The sequence below is a fragment of the Streptomyces sp. NPDC096132 genome, from assembly GCF_044763345.1.
Lineage (GTDB): Bacteria > Actinomycetota > Actinomycetes > Streptomycetales > Streptomycetaceae > Streptomyces.
The window spans coordinates 87,589-102,418 of the sequence record NZ_JBIWGA010000011.1 but is presented as its reverse complement, the minus strand read 5'-3'; the positions used below and the strand labels follow the sequence as shown (position 1 = coordinate 102,418).

Sequence of the window (14,830 nt, the reverse complement as noted above, 5' to 3'; positions counted from 1 at the left end):
AGGAACGGACAGTGATGTCGGACGACAGAGCCGAACGCATTGCGGAGTTCATCCGGCCCCTACGGGTGGAGCCGGGGTCGAAGGTGAAGCTGGGCCGGGACTTCGATCCCCGCTACAAGGCCGGTCTGAAGAAACGGGACGGGGTCGAGCTGCTGCGCAGCGGGGTGGAGCTGCTGGACGAGTACCAGGACCGGCTCGCCGCCCAGGACACGTACGGTGTGCTGCTGTGTCTCCAGGCGCTCGACGCCGGCGGCAAGGACGGCACGATCCGTCATGTGATGAGCGGCGTCAATCCGCAGGGCGTGCGGGTGAGCAGCTTCAAGGTGCCCTCCGCCGAGGAACTCGACCACGACTATCTGTGGCGGTACGCCCAGCGGCTGCCCACGCGCGGCGAGATCGCGATCTTCAACCGCTCCCACTACGAGGAGGTGCTCGTCGTCCGGGTGCACCCCGAGAACCTCGTCCGGCAGAAACTCCCGGACGACGTGCGCGGACCCGGCATCTGGCAGCGGCGCTACCGGGAGATCAACGACTGGGAGCGCTACCTCACGGACAACGGGTTCAAGGTGGTGAAGATCTTCCTGAACCTGTCCAAGGAGGAGCAGCGCACCCGCTTCCTGAAGCGGATCGACCTGCCGGAGAAGAACTGGAAGTTCTCCGCGGCCGACGTCCGCGAACGCCGCCACTGGAACGAGTACCAGCGGGCGTTCTCCGAGATGCTGTCGGCCACCAGTACCCGGTGGGCGCCCTGGTACGTCGTACCGGCGGACCGCAAGTGGTTCGCGCGGATCTGCACGGCCGCCGTCCTCGCGCACACGCTGGTGGACATCGACCCGCGCTACCCCGACGTGGGTGAGGAGGCACGCGGGGATCTGCTCGCCGCCAAGCGGGACCTGGAACGGGAGGCCCCCGCCGGCGCTCCGGCCGATCCGTACGCGTCACGGCATCCGGAGAGCGGCCGATGACGGCGCGGGCGCACCCGGTGGGCGAACGGTCCCCGGCCGCGCGGGACGGTGCCTGGTACGCCCGTACGTCCGAGGAGGTCGTGGCGGCCTTCGGGGCCGATCCGGCGGTCGGGCTCTCCTCGGCGCGGGCCGCCGAACTCCTGGCCGCGCACGGTCCGAACGCGCTGCCCGAGGAGAAGCGGCCCTCGGCCTGGCTCCGGTTCCTCGCGCAGTACCGCAGCTACATGCAGATCGTCCTGGTGGTCGCGGCGGCCGTGTCCTTCCTCGTCCGGGAGTGGACCACCGCGATCCTGCTGCTGGTGCTGACCCTGCTGAACGCGGTGGTGGGCCTGCGTCAGGAGGGCAAGGCGGAGAGCGCGATGAACGCGCTGAAGTCGATGATGAAGGCCACCGCGCGGGTGCGCAGGGACGGCACGGAGGCCGAGCTCCCCGCGGAGCGACTCGTCGTCGGGGACGTCGTGCTGATCGCGGCCGGGGACCAGGTGCCGGCGGACGGCCGCATCGTCGAGGCCAGCGCGCTGCAGATCGACGAGTCGGCGCTGACCGGGGAGAGCGTGCCCGCCGCCAAGGACGCCGTGACCGTCGTGGGCGACCGGCTGCCGCCCGGCGACCAGACCGACATGGCGTTCATGAACACCCCGGTCACCCACGGCAGCGGTGTCCTCGTCGTCACCGCCACCGGCGCGGACACCGAACTGGGCAGGATCTCCGGGATGCTGTCGGCCACGGAGAAGGAGGTACCGCCCCTCACCCGGGAGCTGGACACCCTGACCCTGTGGATCACGGGGGCGGCGGGGCTGACCATGGTGGTGATGTTCGCCCTGGGGCGCAGCCGCGACCAGGCCTGGGACGCGCTGTTCGTCAGCGCGGTCTCGCTGGCCATCGCCGCCATCCCGGAGGCGCTGCCGACCGTGACCCAGGCGATCCTCTCCGTCGGCAGCCTCAAACTGGCGAAACGCAACGCCATCGTGAAGGAACTCCCGTCGGTCGAGACGCTGGCGTTCACCTCGGCGATCAACTCGGACAAGACCGGCACGCTGACGATGAACCAGATGACCGCCGTCGAGGTACTGACGCCCACCGACCGGTACACCGTCTCGGGTACGGGCTACGGACTGGAGGGGAAGATCCACCGCGCCGCTGGCTCGGCCGGGGACATCGAGGAGGCGATCCTGCCCTACGTGGTGGCCGGCGACGCGAGGCTGGTGGACGGAGAGGTGGTGGGCGACCCCACCGAGGGCGCGCTGCTGGTGCTGGCCCACAAGGCCGGGCTGGACACCGACGCCACCCGTGAGGCGCTCCCCCGGCTCGCCACCCTGCCGTTCGACCCGGGCTATAAGCTGATGGCCACCTTCAACTCGGCGGTCGACGCCTCCGGCAGGCCGGTGGTCCGGTGTTTCGTCAAGGGCGCGGCCCCGGCGGTGATGGAGCGTGCCGCCACCGCCCTCGCGGCGGGCCGGACCGTCCCCTGGGACGGCGAACTGCGGCGCCGCGCCGAGGCGCAGACCGAGCGGATGGGCGGGGAGGGACGCCGGGTGATGGCCGCGGCCACCCGCGATCTGGACCCGGCCGGCTTCGATCCGGACGGCGATCTGCTCGCATACGTCACCGGGCTGCGGATGACCAGTCTCGTCGGGATGGTCGATCCGCCCCGTGAGGAGTCGAGGGCGGCCGTGGCGAACGCCCGAGCCGCGCACATCCGGGTCCGGCTGGTGACCGGCGACGACGTCACGACCGGCGCGGCGATCGCCCGGCAGATCGGCATCCCCGGCGAGGCCGTCCTCGGCACCGACTTCGCGGCCCTGAGCGAGCGGGAGCAACTCGCCCGGATCGACGGCATCGGGGTGGTGGGGCGGGTCGCGCCGGAGCACAAGGTGCTGCTCGCGGACACCCTGAAGAAGCGGGGCGACGTCGTCGCGATGACCGGGGACGGCGTCAACGACGCGCCCGCCATCAAGGCCGCCGACATCGGCATCGCGATGGGCAGCGGCACCGACGTGGCGAAGAACGCCGGGCGCATGATCCTCTCCGACGACAACTTCGCCACCATCGTCTACGCCGTCGAGCAGGGCCGGACGATCTACGACAACCTCACCAAGTACATCCGGTTCGTCCTGCTCCTGCTGGTCACGTTCGTCCTGACGTTCCTCGGGGCCACCGTCCTGAACATCGCCGCGGGAGAGCCGTTCACACCGCCGCAGGTGCTGTGGATCCACTTCGTGGTCAACGCCTCCTTCGGCTTCGCGCTGGGCTTCGACCGGGAGAGCCCGGGGCTGATGCGGCGCAGGCCGCGGCCGCGTGGCGATTCGGTGCTCACCCGGCCCGTGCTGATCACCGTCGGGCTCGGCGGGCTGGCGATCACCGTGCTCCTGCTCGGGCTGATCAAGCTGGGCCAGGTCCACTTCGACAGCGTCGAGACCGGTCGGTCGATCGCGTTCACCGCGTTCGCGCTCTGCCTGGTCGTGGCCGCGTTCGAATGCCGTAGCGAGAAGGAGTCCGTGCTGACCCCGTCGACCTTCGACAGCAGGCAGATGAACTGGGTGGCCCTGACCCAGTTCGTGCTGGCGGTGGCCGTGACCCAGCTGGAGGGGTTCCGTCGTGTCCTCGGGACGACCGAGATCGACGCCCGGCAGTTCGGCTGGGCCCTTCTCGCCGCCCTCGCGCTCCTGCTGGTCTGGGAGCTGGGCAAGCTGATCGCCCGCGGCTCGACCTGAGCTCCGGGAGGTCAGGAAGACCCGTGGCCCCGGGAGGTCAGGAAGACCCGTGCCCCACCGCCGCCCGGCCCATCGTCAGCGCCAGGCGCCGTACCCTGCGCCAGTTCATCGGTGGCGCGCCGTGGGGCACGCCGGGCCGGTGGCGGGGTACGCGGACGCGGAGGGCGCCGGGGGTGAGCCGGCAGCGCACCGGGGTGGGCAGCAGGAGTGCCTCGCCGTCGACACCGACCGGGATGAGGGGGGCGTCGGCGTGGACGACGACGTCCGGGGCGGTGGCGACGGTCAGTCCGCGGCCCTGGGTGCCGCGCAGCAGCAGCTCCGTCGCCTCGGCGGCCCGGGCGACCTCGACGCCCAGGACGCCCAGCTCCCCGGAGTCCAGTCGCTGCCGCCGTCCCAGTCCCGCCGAGTCGCCGCGCTGGTACGGGTTGTTGCTCACCAGCACGGCCTGGGGACCGTTCAGGACCACGGAGCCGGCCTGGACGCTCAGCCGGGCTCCGCTGTGGTGGGTCAGCAGGTCCGGCAGCATCTCCAGGACGGTGCGGGCCTTGTCGTCGCGGTAGGCGGGGCTCTGCACCACCGCCGCGTAGACGCCGAAGGAGGCGTTGTTGACGAAGACACGCCCGGTGGCCGGCTCCTCCGGTGCCCCCGCCTCGATGCGTCCGAGGTCGATGCGCAGTTCCACGCCGTCGGTCAGGGCCTCCAGACAGGTGGAGGGGTCCTGCCGGTCCAGGCCCAGGTCCATCGCGAAGTGGTTGCGGGTGCCTGCGCTGATCACCATGAACGGCACGTCGTGTTCCGCGGCCACGCCGGCGACCAGGGCCTGGGTACCGTCACCGCCCGCGACTCCGAGCAGGTCGGCTCCGTCCCGCAGGGCCCGCTGTGCCAGTTCGGCCACGTCCTGGTGCCGCTCGGGGTCAAGGACGACGACCTCGGCGCCGAGTTCCCTGGCCCGGTCCGCGAGGTGGAATTTCCCGACCTTGCCGCCGCCCGAGCGCGGGTTCATGATCAGGAACGGGTGCCGGGGCCGGCCGGCGGATCGCTCGGGCATACCGGGGGCGGTGTCCTCGACCAGTGCGGCCCGGCCCGCGGTGACGGCCAGCGCCCACAGCGCGAGCGAGACCAGGACGACCCAGAGCAGCCCGGCGATCGCGTACAGCACCAGGACGGTGACGGGCGCGGCGACCACCAGCAGCGCGGCCAGCACCCGGATCCAGCCGGTGTGCGTCAGCATCCACCAGACACCGGCGGCGGTGAGCGCGATCCCGGCGAGTCCCACCGCCACGAGCACGATGCCGCCGAACCCGGCGAAGACCAGCAGTACGAGAAACGCAGCCACACCCGACGCGAGCGCCAGCCGCGCGGTCCATCGCCTGCTCATGGGCAACCTCCCGCTCGATTTCAGGCTACGAGGGGTCGCCGCGGGCGGCACGTCCACGGCGGAGCGCGGCGAACGTCACGCCCGCCGGTCGAGGGCGGCACGGGTCACCAGACCTGCCAGGGCCGAGCGGGACGGTACGGAGGTCTTGCGGTAGATGGCCGACAGGTGGGTCTCGACGGTGCGGCGGCTGAGGTACAGCTTCGTCGCGATGGCCTGGTTGCCGAGGCCTTCGGCGACGAGTTCGGCGATCTGCCGTTCGCGGGCGGTGAGGTGGTCGAGTTCCGTGGGGGCGGGCAGGCTCTCCTCGGCCGGCGGGCGCAGGAGCGAGGCCAGGTCGGACAGGAGGCGGGCGCCGCCTGCGTCGGCGAGGCGGCGGGCCCGTTCCCACATCGCGGCGGCGCGCGGGGCGTCGCCCGCCGCCTGGGCCTGGGAAGTCGCCAGGAGCAGGGAGTACGCCTCCCAGAGGGTCGCACCGGAGGGCGCGTAGGCCTGGGCCGCGCTTTCGAAGAGGCGTGCGGCGGCGCCGGGGTCGCCGTGGTGCTGGGCGAGCGCCGCCTCGGCGCGCAGGGCCGCCCCGCGCTGACCGTGGAGCCCCATCCGGTCGGCTTCGTCGGCGGCTCGTGCGGCCCAGCGCGCGGCCTGCTCGGTGTCGCCGAGCGCGAGGGCGGTGCCGACGAGGGTGTCCAGCTGGCCGGGGCGTATGGAGGGCTGCAGCCCGAGGAGTTCGGGTCCGCCGGCCCCGAGGATGGCGTCCTGCGCGCGGCGCGGGTCGCCGCTCACGAGCGCCGTGTGGCCAAGCACGCAGCGGGCCAGCGAGGCCCACCAGTGTCTGCTGCCGCCGGCCGCGGCCACGGCCTCCTCGGCGGTCGTCAGGGCCCCGGTGTCGCCGAGGGGGCGACGCAGGAGGAGGATCAGCGACTTGAAGCACAGGGTGAAGGCCAGGAGATCGCTGCTGCCGATGGCTCGTGCGACGGATTCCGCCTCCTCGGCCGACTCCAGGGCGGTCGGCAGCCGGCAAGTGTTGAGGTGCACGAAGGCCCTGCTGCTCAGCAGGTGGGGCAGGACGTGGACCTGGCCGCTGCGGCGGGCGATGTCCACACCCCGGTCGGCGTGGCGTTCCGCGTCGGCGTAGCGTTCGAGCAGGGCCTCCGCCCAGGCCAGCCACACCAGCGACTCGGACACCTCCGTGAGGGTGGGGTCGGTCAGACCGTCCACGAGCCCGGCGGCGGCGTCGGCGAACCGGCGGGCCGTGGCGGTCCGCCCTTCGTAGGCCTCGCCCAGCGACCCCAGCGCCAGGGCCCCCATCTCGCCCATGAGGTCGCCGTGGGAGCGGGCCACCGCGAGCGTGCGCCGGAGGTCCTCGCGTACGTCGGGGTAGGAGACGGTGTTCAGGGCGGCCATGCCCAGCGCGAGCCCCAGGGAGACCGCCTGGCGGGGCTCGGGGCGGGGAGTGCGGACCAGTTCCCGCTGCAGCAGGGCGATCGCTTCCGGGGAGTGTCCGAGGTGCCGTTCCATCATGGCGCACAGCGCGATCGCGTCCCCGCGCAGCGATGCGTCGTCCTGTCCGGAGCCGCTGATCAGGGTGTGCAGCAGATCCCGGCTCTCCCGCAGGCTGCCGCCCACGCCGAGCGCCCGGGCGCGGGCCAGCGTCAAGGCGCCGCGCTGTCGCGTGTACGCGGGTGTGTCCGGCATGAGCCGCAGGACGACGTCCAGCAGATGGGCGGCCGTGGCGGGTGCCGTGTGGGCGAACTGGGCGGCGGCCTCGCTGAGTACGGCCGCCGCCACGGGATCCCAGCCGACCAGCGAGCGCTCGACGTGGTGGGCGCGTTCGGCGGCGGAGGCGCCGGTGCGGGCCAGTTCGTCCGCCACGCCGCGGTGGATCTCGGCGCGCCGCGCCCCGGGGGTGTGCTCGTAGACCAGGGCCCGCAGCAGGGGGTGGCGCAGGGTCCAGCGGCCGTCGGACCCCGTGCGCAGCAGATCACGCCGCGCCAGTGCGCCGGTGTGGTCGTCGAGCTCTTCCGCCGTGGGGTTTCCGGTGGTGAGGCGGACCATGGCGGGCGTGGCATGGTCCCCGAGGACCGCCACCGCCTCGACGGTGCGGCGCTGTGCCGTGGTGAGCGCGGTCAGTTCGTCCAGGAGCAGGGACGCCAGTCCGCTCGGCACTCCGGACGCGGTGTCCCCGTTGCTCCGGGAGGTGCTGCCGCGCGACGACACGCCGTGCCGGTGGGCGTGCAGCAGGCAGTGGAGGTAGAGCGGGTTGCCCTCGCTGGCCGCGTAGATCTCCTTCGCGTCGCCCGCAGGCAGGTCGGGGGCGAGCGTCTCGATCGACTCCCGCTCGGGGAGCGGCCGCAGCGCCATGCGCAGGACGGCTCCGGTGTCGACACCGCGGGTCAGGGCGGCGGCGAGCGAGTGCGGCGTCTGGCGTTCACGGCGGGCGACGACCAGGAGCACCCGTCCGCGCACCGGATGTCTGACCACGTGGTCCAGCAGTTCGAGGGAGGCGGGATCCGCCCAGTGCAGGTCGTCCAGCACCATCACCAGGCCGCTCCGCTCGCCGAGCCCGGTCAGGACGTCGGCGACGGCGCGGTAGAGGCCGAAGCGGTCGCGGTGGCCCGTACCGGGTGCCCGGTCCCGCCCGCCGCCGGCGCCGCACAGCACCGGTGCCGCCGCCTCGGACACGGCGTCCGAGGCGAGGAAGGCAGGGTCGACGTCGGCGAACGCGTCCGTGAACGTCTGGAACGGGGTGTGCCGCTCGTACTCGGTGGCCCTGCCGCGCAGCACGGTCAGCCCACCCCGCCGCGCCCGCGCACAGAGCTCGCTCAGCAGCCGGCTCTTCCCCATGCCTGCGTCTCCGGCGATGTCGACCACGGCGGGCGCGCCGTCCTGTCCCAGCCCGCCGATCACCGAGTCGAGCCGCCCGAGTTCCTCGGCCCTGCCGACCAGCATCGTCGCCGTCTCGTCCCACGCCGGCACCAACGCGTCTCCCTTCCTCACCTAATCCGCATGATTCTTCCCGGAACCGTCATTACGTGGACTCGGTTCGCCGACGTGCTGGTTCCGGGCAGAGCCCCTCAACCTGATGAGCAACGTGTTCCGCAACCGTACGCGGGCCGGTTGTCGTCCCCCTCCGCAGCCGGGTGATCATCGCCCGTGCCGTGCCGAGTGGAGGACACATGACCGAGGCCGCCGTCGACGCGCCCCGTGCCGGCGGCGGGAACCGGGCCGGCGGCCGGACCGGCCGGCGCGGGCGGACAGCCGGACTGCTGGTGTGCGGCGTCCTGCTCGCCGTACCGTCCGCCCTGCTCGTCGTACGGCTGACCGGGCTGGACGCGGGAACACCGCTCGCGGTGCCCCTGGTGCTCTTTCCCTACGGTGCCGCTGTCAGCGTGCTCGTGCTGGGCGCCGTACTCGCCGTGCCCGTGCTGCGCTCACGGTGGGCGGTGGCCGTCGTGGCGCTTCTCACGGCCGCCCAAGTCGCCCTGCTGGTACCGCGGTTCGTGCCGCACCAGCAGCAGGTCCCGGCAGCGGCGGCGGAGTTGCGGGTGGCCACCCTCAACGCGTACGTGGGCAGGGCGGATCCGCGTGCGGTGGTGCGGCTGGTGCGGGCCGAACGGATCGACGTGCTGGCCGTGGAGGAGCTGCCGTCCGCCGGTGTCACCGCACTCGCCGAGGCCGGCCTGGACGAGCTGCTGCCCTACAAGGAACTCCACCCCGAGAACGACTCCTCGATCTACTCGCGGCTTCCGCTGACGCACGGCGGCCCGCTGGACGCGGACACCGCATGGCCCCAGACCACCGTGGACGTGACCGTGGGCGGGCGGACCGTACGGGTGGTGGCCGTCCACACCTACTACCCGCTCGGTGACGCCGACCGCTGGACCCGGGACCTGACCGCGCTCTCCTCCGTCGCCCGCACGAGCGGCCCGGACACGGTCTTCCTGGGGGACTTCAACGCCTCCCTCGACCACGCGCCGATGCGCGACCTGCTCGCGTCGGGGCTCACGGACACCCACGCCGAACTCGGCCGCGGCTGGGCCCGCACCTGGCCGGCCGACAGGACGCTCGTCCCGCCCCTGATCCAGCTCGACCACGTCCTGCACGGCTCCGGCCTGGCGGGGGTCTCGGTCGGCGAACGGACCGTGCCCGGCACGGACCACCGGGCGGTCGTCGCCGTATTGGCACTGAATCGCTCGTGAACATCGGTGACCGGTCGCGCGGATCACGGGTGGAAGGCGTCCCAGGCCGTCGAGCCGGAGGGTGGGGGACTGGTGGGTGAGGGACTCGTGGTCCGCGGGTCCGTGGCGCACCGTGCGGGATCCGGCGGCGGGAGCAGCCGGTACGCCGCGATCCGCTCGGTCCCGAACCGCACGTCCGCGTCCCCGGCGCCGGCCAGGTCCGATGTCGTACGCGGCAGTTCCTCGCCGGTCAGCGGGTCGCCCGTGTAGACCGCCACCAGGACCGCGACGCAGGCGCCGTCCGGCGCGGTGGGAAGCCCGCCGGGGAAGCCGACGGTACGGGTCCTGCTCCCCTCCACGTCGAGCCGGTAGCGCATGACGGACGACGTCCGCGTCCCCGTCGTCGTGGCCGTGAGGGTCCAGAACTGGACCTGCACCGCCAGTGGCCGGCACAGCGGCCGGGCGTCGTCGGTGCGTGGGGCGCGGACGACGACGGACGCGTCCTCGTACGACGGGTCGGCCCCGTCGGCCGTCCCGCGGAAGTCCACCGCGGTCCGCAGCCACGCGGTCTGTTCCCGTTCCGACCAGTGGCCGTCGGCGTGGCAGCCGCCGGTCTGGGCGCCCGCGGACGCTTTCGTGCAGCCGGTCGCGAGCAGCGCGAGAGCCGCCGCGCACGCCGTCAGGGCTCCGTGGCGCAGGCGGGTCCGGTTCTGGTGGTGCATGGTCTCCCTCGATCGGAACGGGCGGGCCGCGGACCGCGCGTGGCCCGGGCGGCGAGCAGTCTGCGGGGATCCCGCCCCGCCGTGGGGGTGCCGATCGCCCGCTGTGTCCGTCCCGTGATCATGGAGGCGGCACGGCGCCCCTCGGACGGCGGACCGTCCGTCTCGTACCAAAGGTCCCGCGGCGCTCCCCGGAAGACGGTTTGCCGGGCCGCCGACCCGATTTCGGCGATTCGTAGCCGAATTCGCCAAACAGTTGAGCGCTTGTCGTCCTCTCTTCACGATTTCCCTGTCAAGTGCCCGACGGCCAGGCCTCGGGCCCCACCGCTGCAGAAGCGAGTCCGGCATGGTGCGTGTCCGTGCGTCTCTGTCCCAGCTGCCCGCCTACGTCCCGGGCCGCAAACTGCCCGGGGCCGTCGTGCTGGCGAGCAACGAATCCCCGCACGGCCTGCTGCCGGGCGTGGCCGCGACCCTCGCGGAGGCCGCCGGCGGGGTGTCGCGGTACCCCGATCTGCACGCCGCCTCGCTCGTGGAGGCCCTGGCCGAGCACCACGGGGTCGACCCGGACCGGATCGCGGTGGGCGCCGGTTCGTCCGAGGTGTGCGGGCAGCTGCTGCACACGGTCGTCGGGCCCGGTGACGAGGTGGTCTTCGGCTGGCGGTCGTTCGAGGCGTACCCGATCCTCACCTCCGTCGCCGGCGGTACGGCGGTGCCGGTGCCGCTGCGGGAGCACGCCCTCGACCTCGACGCCATGGCCGCGGCGATCACCTCCCGGACCCGGCTGGTCTTCGTGTGCAACCCGAACAACCCGACGTCCACGGCGGTCGGTGCGCGGGCCCTGACCGACTTCGCGGACCGGGTGCCGGAGGACGTGCTGATCGTGGTGGACGAGGCGTACCGGGAGTACGCCGATCCGGAGCGGGTCCCGGACGGTCTCGCCCTCCTCGGCGACCGGCCGAACGTGGCGGTGCTGCGGACCTTCTCGAAGGCGTACGGCCTGGCCGGGCTGCGCGTCGGTCACTGCGTCGCGCCGCCCGGGATCGCCGCGCACGTGCGCCGTACGCAGGTGCCGTTCAGTGTCAGCGCCCTCGCCCAGCGGGCCGCCGTCGTGGCCCTCGGTGAGAAGGCGGAGGTCGCCCGGCGGGCCGCTCTCACGGTCGCCGAACGCGACCGGGTCACCGGGCGGTTGCGGGAGCTGGGGCACGAAGTGCCGGACTCCGAGTCCAACTTCGTCTGGCTGGCGCTCGGCGCCGCCAGCGGCGACTTCGCCCTGCACTGCGCGGACGGGAAGGTCATGGTCCGCCCGTTCCTCGGCGAGGGCGTCCGGGTGACGATCGGGCTGCCGGAGGAGAACGACGCCCTGCTCGCGCTCGCGGCGAGCTGGAGAGGCTGACGGCCATGCGCCCCGGTCCCTACGAACGGCACCGCGAGCTGCTGCAGAGCGTCGTGCGCGCGATCGCCGCCGGTGAGTGCCGCCGCCCCTTCACGGAGGCGACCGGCCAGGACGCGGCCGACGCGGGCATGAGGTCGACCCGCACCGCGGGAAAGGTGTTCCGCTCGCTGCTGGGGCGGCCCTTCGAGCTGGGGCAGCCCGGCGAACTCGGCCGGGTGCGCACGGAGTCGTCGCCGTACGGCGGAGGTCTGGCGATCGCCTACCCGTCCTGCGATCCCGCGGAGCTGGTCGCGGCGGCCGGACGGGCGGCGGCCGGCTGGCGGGCCGCCGGGCCGTACCAGCGGGCCGGGCTGGCCGTGGAGATCCTGCGCCGGCTCAACACCCGCAGCCACGAGCTGGCCCTCGCGGTGCACCACACCACCGGCCAGCCCCTCGAGGCGGCCTTCCGCGCCGCCGGTCCACGGGCCCAGGACCGTGCCCTGGAGGCGGTGGCCCAGGCCTTCGCCGAGTCCGAGCGGGTGCCGGCCGACCTGCACTGGGAGAGCGCGGGACGCGGGGGGCGGTCGCGCGCGCTGCACGGCACCTGCACGCTGGTGCCGCGTGGGGTGTCCCTGCTGGTCGGCTGTCCCGACTTCCCGCTCTGGAACGGATATCCGGGCCTGTTCGCCAGCCTGGTGACCGGCAACCCGGTCGTCGTGGCGCCGCACCCGCGTGCGGTGCTGCCGCTGGCGATCACGGTGCGGGTCGCCCGGCAGGTGCTCGCGGAGGCCGGTCACTCCCCGGACCTCGTCACGCTGGCGGTGGCGGAACCGGAGCGGCGGCTGCACCGGCGGCTGGCCACGGACCCGGCGGTGCGCATCGTCGACTTCACGGGCTCGGCGCGCTTCGCCGACTGGCTGGAGCAGCACGCCCGCCAGGCCGCCGTGTTCGCCAACCGGACCGGGCTGAACACCGTGCTGGTGGACTCGACCGACGACTACCGGGGTCTGGTGCGGGGCCTCGCCCTGTCCTCCTGCCGGTGCAACGGCTCGGTGCGCACCACCCCGCAGAACATCCTGGTGCCGGAGCGGGGCTTTCGCACCGACGAGGGGCACAAGACGCTGCGGGACCTGGGGGCCGATCTCGGCGACGCCGTGGACCGGCTGCTCGGGCATCCCGCACGCGCGGTGAGGGTGCTGGGGGCGATCACCGGCGGCGAGGTGCGGGACGCCCTGGCGGAGGCCGCCCGATACGGCCCGGTCCTGCACGCCTCCGGTGCCGTGGCCCATCCCGACCACCCGTCTGCCGAGTTGCGCAGCCCGCTGCTGGTGCGGCTGCGCGCCTCGGACGAGCGGGTCTACACACGCGAGTGGCCGGGGCCCGTCTCCTTCCTGGTGGGCACCGACTCGACCTCGCACGGTCTGGCGCTGCTGCGGCACACGGTGGCACGGCACGGCGCGCTCTACGCCTCGGTGCACTCCACGGATCCGCTGGTGCTGGCGGCGGCGGAGACGGCGGCGCTGGACGCCGGGGTGCACCTGGTGGAGAACCTCGACGACCTGCCCGCCGACCCGTCCTCCGCGCTCGCCGACCTGCCGGGCTCGGGCGCCGACTTCATCACCGGCCGGTTCCGCGTGGTGCGCTCGCGCCGGCACGCGCCGGTGCCGGATCCGGATCCGGCACCGGCACAGTCACCGGCACCGGCACCGGCACCGCTCGGCGTCACCGCCGAACTGATCAACGTGTGACCGCGTCGGGCCTCAGTCCGTCCAGGTGGCGCCGCGCCCCCGCACCTCGTCGAAGACCAGCCAGGTGCGGGTGGAGCGCACGCCCGGCACCGCCTGGATGCTCTCCAGCACGACCTTGCGCAGCGCCAGGTTGTCCGGCGCGCGCACCAGCACCAGGACGTCGAAGTCGCCCGTGACGAGGGCGACATGCTCCACGTAGGGGATCGCGCGCAGTTCGCGGGAGATGTCCCGCCAGGCGTTCTGCTCGATGCTCATCGTGACGTAGGCGCTGGTGCCGAGGCCGGCCCGCTGGGCGTTGAGCTGGGCGGTGAAGCCGGTGATGACGTCCTCGGCCACGAGGCGGCCGATGCGCGTGTAGGCGTTGGCCCGGGAGATGTGCACCTGCTCGGCGAGGGCGCGGACCGAGATCCGGCCGTCCTGAAGGAGCCGGCTCAGGATCTGCCGGTCGATGTCGTCGAGCGGGACGGCAGTTCGTCCGGCCACCGAGGGCGGCAGCGAGATTTCCTCGGACACTTTGTCCTCCCAGACCCATGGATCCGGCAGTTCATCGCCGGTTCAGCCGAGCTATTGAACACATATTCCGCGATAGCCACCATTCTCCTGTCAAGTGTCCAGAGAAAGCGAGCGCCCTCCATGTCCGTGAAGAGCCTCCGCCAGACGGTCCAGGGACTCCTGCCGTCCCTGACGCCGGTGCGGTTCGTGGCCGAGGACGGCACACCGGTCGCCAAGCCCCCGGCCGAGTACACCGAGCCCCCGGTCGAGGCCCTGGTCGAGGCCTGGCGGCGGATGGTCCTGGGCCGTCGGTTCGACACCCAGGCGACCGCCCTCACCAAGCAGGGCCGCCTCGCCGTCTATCCGTCCAGCCGCGGCCAGGAGGCCTGCCAGATCGGCGCCGTGCTCGCGCTGCGCCCCGACGACTGGCTGTTCCCCACCTACCGCGACTCCGTCGCCCTGGTGACCCGCGGCATCGACCCGGTCGAGGTGCTGACGCTGCTGCGCGGCGACTGGCACTGCGGCTACGACCCCGCGGCCACCCGGGTCGCCCCCCAGTGCACCCCGCTGGCCACCCAGGTCCTGCACGCGACCGGCATGGCCGAGTCCCTGCGCCGCAAGGGCGAGGACGGCGTCGCGATGGCGCTGATCGGGGACGGGGCGACGAGCGAGGGCGACTTCCACGAGGCGCTGAACTTCGCGGCCGTTTTCCGCGCGCCGGTCGTGTTCTTCGTGCAGAACAACCAGTACGCGATCTCCGTGCCGCTGGCCCGGCAGAGCGCGGCGCCCGCCCTCGCGTACAAGGGCATCGGCTACGGGGTGCGCTCCGAGCAGGTCGACGGCAACGACCTGGTCGCGGTGCTGGCGGTGCTGGCCTCGGCCGTCGAGCACGCCCGTGCCGGGAACGGCCCGGTGCTGGTCGAGGCGCACACCTACCGGATGGACGCGCACACCAACGCCGACGACGCCACCCGCTACCGCGAGGACGACGAGGTCGAGCAGTGGCGGGGAGCCGATCCGGTCGACCGGCTGGAGGCGTATCTGCGCTCGCTCGGCGCGCTCACCGACGCGGACGTGGCGGCGCTCGGCGAGGAGGCCGAGGAGCTGGCGGCGCGGGTGCGCGCCGGGCTGAACGCGGACTCCGTGCTCGACCCGCTGGAGCTGTTCGACCACGTCTACGCCGAGCCCACCCCGCAACTGCGCGAACAGCGTGCCCAGTTGGCGGCCGAGCTCGCCGAAACCACCCAGGCCCAGGAGGACTGACGAC

General features: G+C 73.2%; 10 protein-coding genes. 6 read left to right on the top strand and 4 right to left on the bottom strand.

Annotation, left to right across the window (positions count from 1 at the left end; translation table 11 throughout):
* Positions 1 to 14 precede the first annotated feature (14 nt).
* Together ACIRF9_RS25740 and ACIRF9_RS25735 are read left to right on the top strand one after the other, a co-directional pair.
* Positions 15 to 965: a polyphosphate kinase 2 family protein gene (locus ACIRF9_RS25740; protein WP_403826691.1), complete on the top strand. Its 951-nt coding sequence runs from the start codon at positions 15 to 17 to the stop codon at positions 963 to 965.
* The gene (locus ACIRF9_RS25735) at positions 962 to 3,679 is read left to right on the top strand and encodes a cation-translocating P-type ATPase (RefSeq protein WP_403826688.1); all 2,718 of its coding nucleotides are present in this window, start codon (positions 962 to 964) and stop codon (positions 3,677 to 3,679) included. Before ACIRF9_RS25740 ends, ACIRF9_RS25735 begins: the two co-directional genes overlap by 4 nt.
* Before the next feature lie 37 nt (positions 3,680 to 3,716).
* Here the strand turns inward: ACIRF9_RS25735 and ACIRF9_RS25730 are convergent, their stop codons facing one another.
* Positions 3,717 to 5,057 (bottom strand): diacylglycerol/lipid kinase family protein, encoded by a 1,341-nt coding sequence (locus tag ACIRF9_RS25730; RefSeq protein WP_403826685.1) that lies wholly within the window; start codon positions 5,055 to 5,057, stop codon positions 3,717 to 3,719.
* A 75-nt stretch (positions 5,058 to 5,132) separates the two neighbouring features.
* Positions 5,133 to 8,030: an ATP-binding protein gene (locus tag ACIRF9_RS25725; protein ID WP_403826682.1), complete on the bottom strand. Its 2,898-nt coding sequence runs from the start codon at positions 8,028 to 8,030 to the stop codon at positions 5,133 to 5,135.
* A gap of 200 nt (positions 8,031 to 8,230) precedes the next feature.
* Between ACIRF9_RS25725 and ACIRF9_RS25720 the strand changes: the two genes are divergently transcribed.
* Positions 8,231 to 9,253: an endonuclease/exonuclease/phosphatase family protein gene (locus tag ACIRF9_RS25720; protein ID WP_403826679.1), complete on the top strand. Its 1,023-nt coding sequence runs from the start codon at positions 8,231 to 8,233 to the stop codon at positions 9,251 to 9,253.
* A gap of 23 nt (positions 9,254 to 9,276) precedes the next feature.
* Here ACIRF9_RS25720 and ACIRF9_RS25715 read toward each other — a convergent pair whose 3' ends face one another.
* Positions 9,277 to 9,954: a hypothetical protein gene (locus ACIRF9_RS25715; RefSeq protein ID WP_403826676.1), complete on the bottom strand. Its 678-nt coding sequence runs from the start codon at positions 9,952 to 9,954 to the stop codon at positions 9,277 to 9,279.
* Between the two features lie 343 nt (positions 9,955 to 10,297).
* Between ACIRF9_RS25715 and ACIRF9_RS25710 the strand changes: the two genes are divergently transcribed.
* Positions 10,298 to 11,344 (top strand): histidinol-phosphate transaminase, encoded by a 1,047-nt coding sequence (locus tag ACIRF9_RS25710; protein WP_403826673.1) that lies wholly within the window; start codon positions 10,298 to 10,300, stop codon positions 11,342 to 11,344.
* 5 nt (positions 11,345 to 11,349) lie between these two features.
* The gene (locus ACIRF9_RS25705; RefSeq protein ID WP_403826670.1) at positions 11,350 to 13,071 is read left to right on the top strand and encodes an aldehyde dehydrogenase family protein; all 1,722 of its coding nucleotides are present in this window, start codon (positions 11,350 to 11,352) and stop codon (positions 13,069 to 13,071) included.
* Between the two features lie 12 nt (positions 13,072 to 13,083).
* Here ACIRF9_RS25705 and ACIRF9_RS25700 read toward each other — a convergent pair whose 3' ends face one another.
* Complete coding sequence (locus tag ACIRF9_RS25700; RefSeq protein ID WP_403826668.1) at positions 13,084 to 13,584, bottom strand: Lrp/AsnC family transcriptional regulator; 501 nt, start codon at positions 13,582 to 13,584, stop codon at positions 13,084 to 13,086.
* Positions 13,585 to 13,704: 120 nt separating this feature from the next.
* Here ACIRF9_RS25700 and pdhA point away from each other — a divergent pair, with 120 nt between their 5' ends.
* Positions 13,705 to 14,826 (top strand): pyruvate dehydrogenase (acetyl-transferring) E1 component subunit alpha, encoded by a 1,122-nt coding sequence (gene pdhA / locus ACIRF9_RS25695; protein WP_403826665.1) that lies wholly within the window; start codon positions 13,705 to 13,707, stop codon positions 14,824 to 14,826.
* Positions 14,827 to 14,830 lie beyond the last annotated feature (4 nt).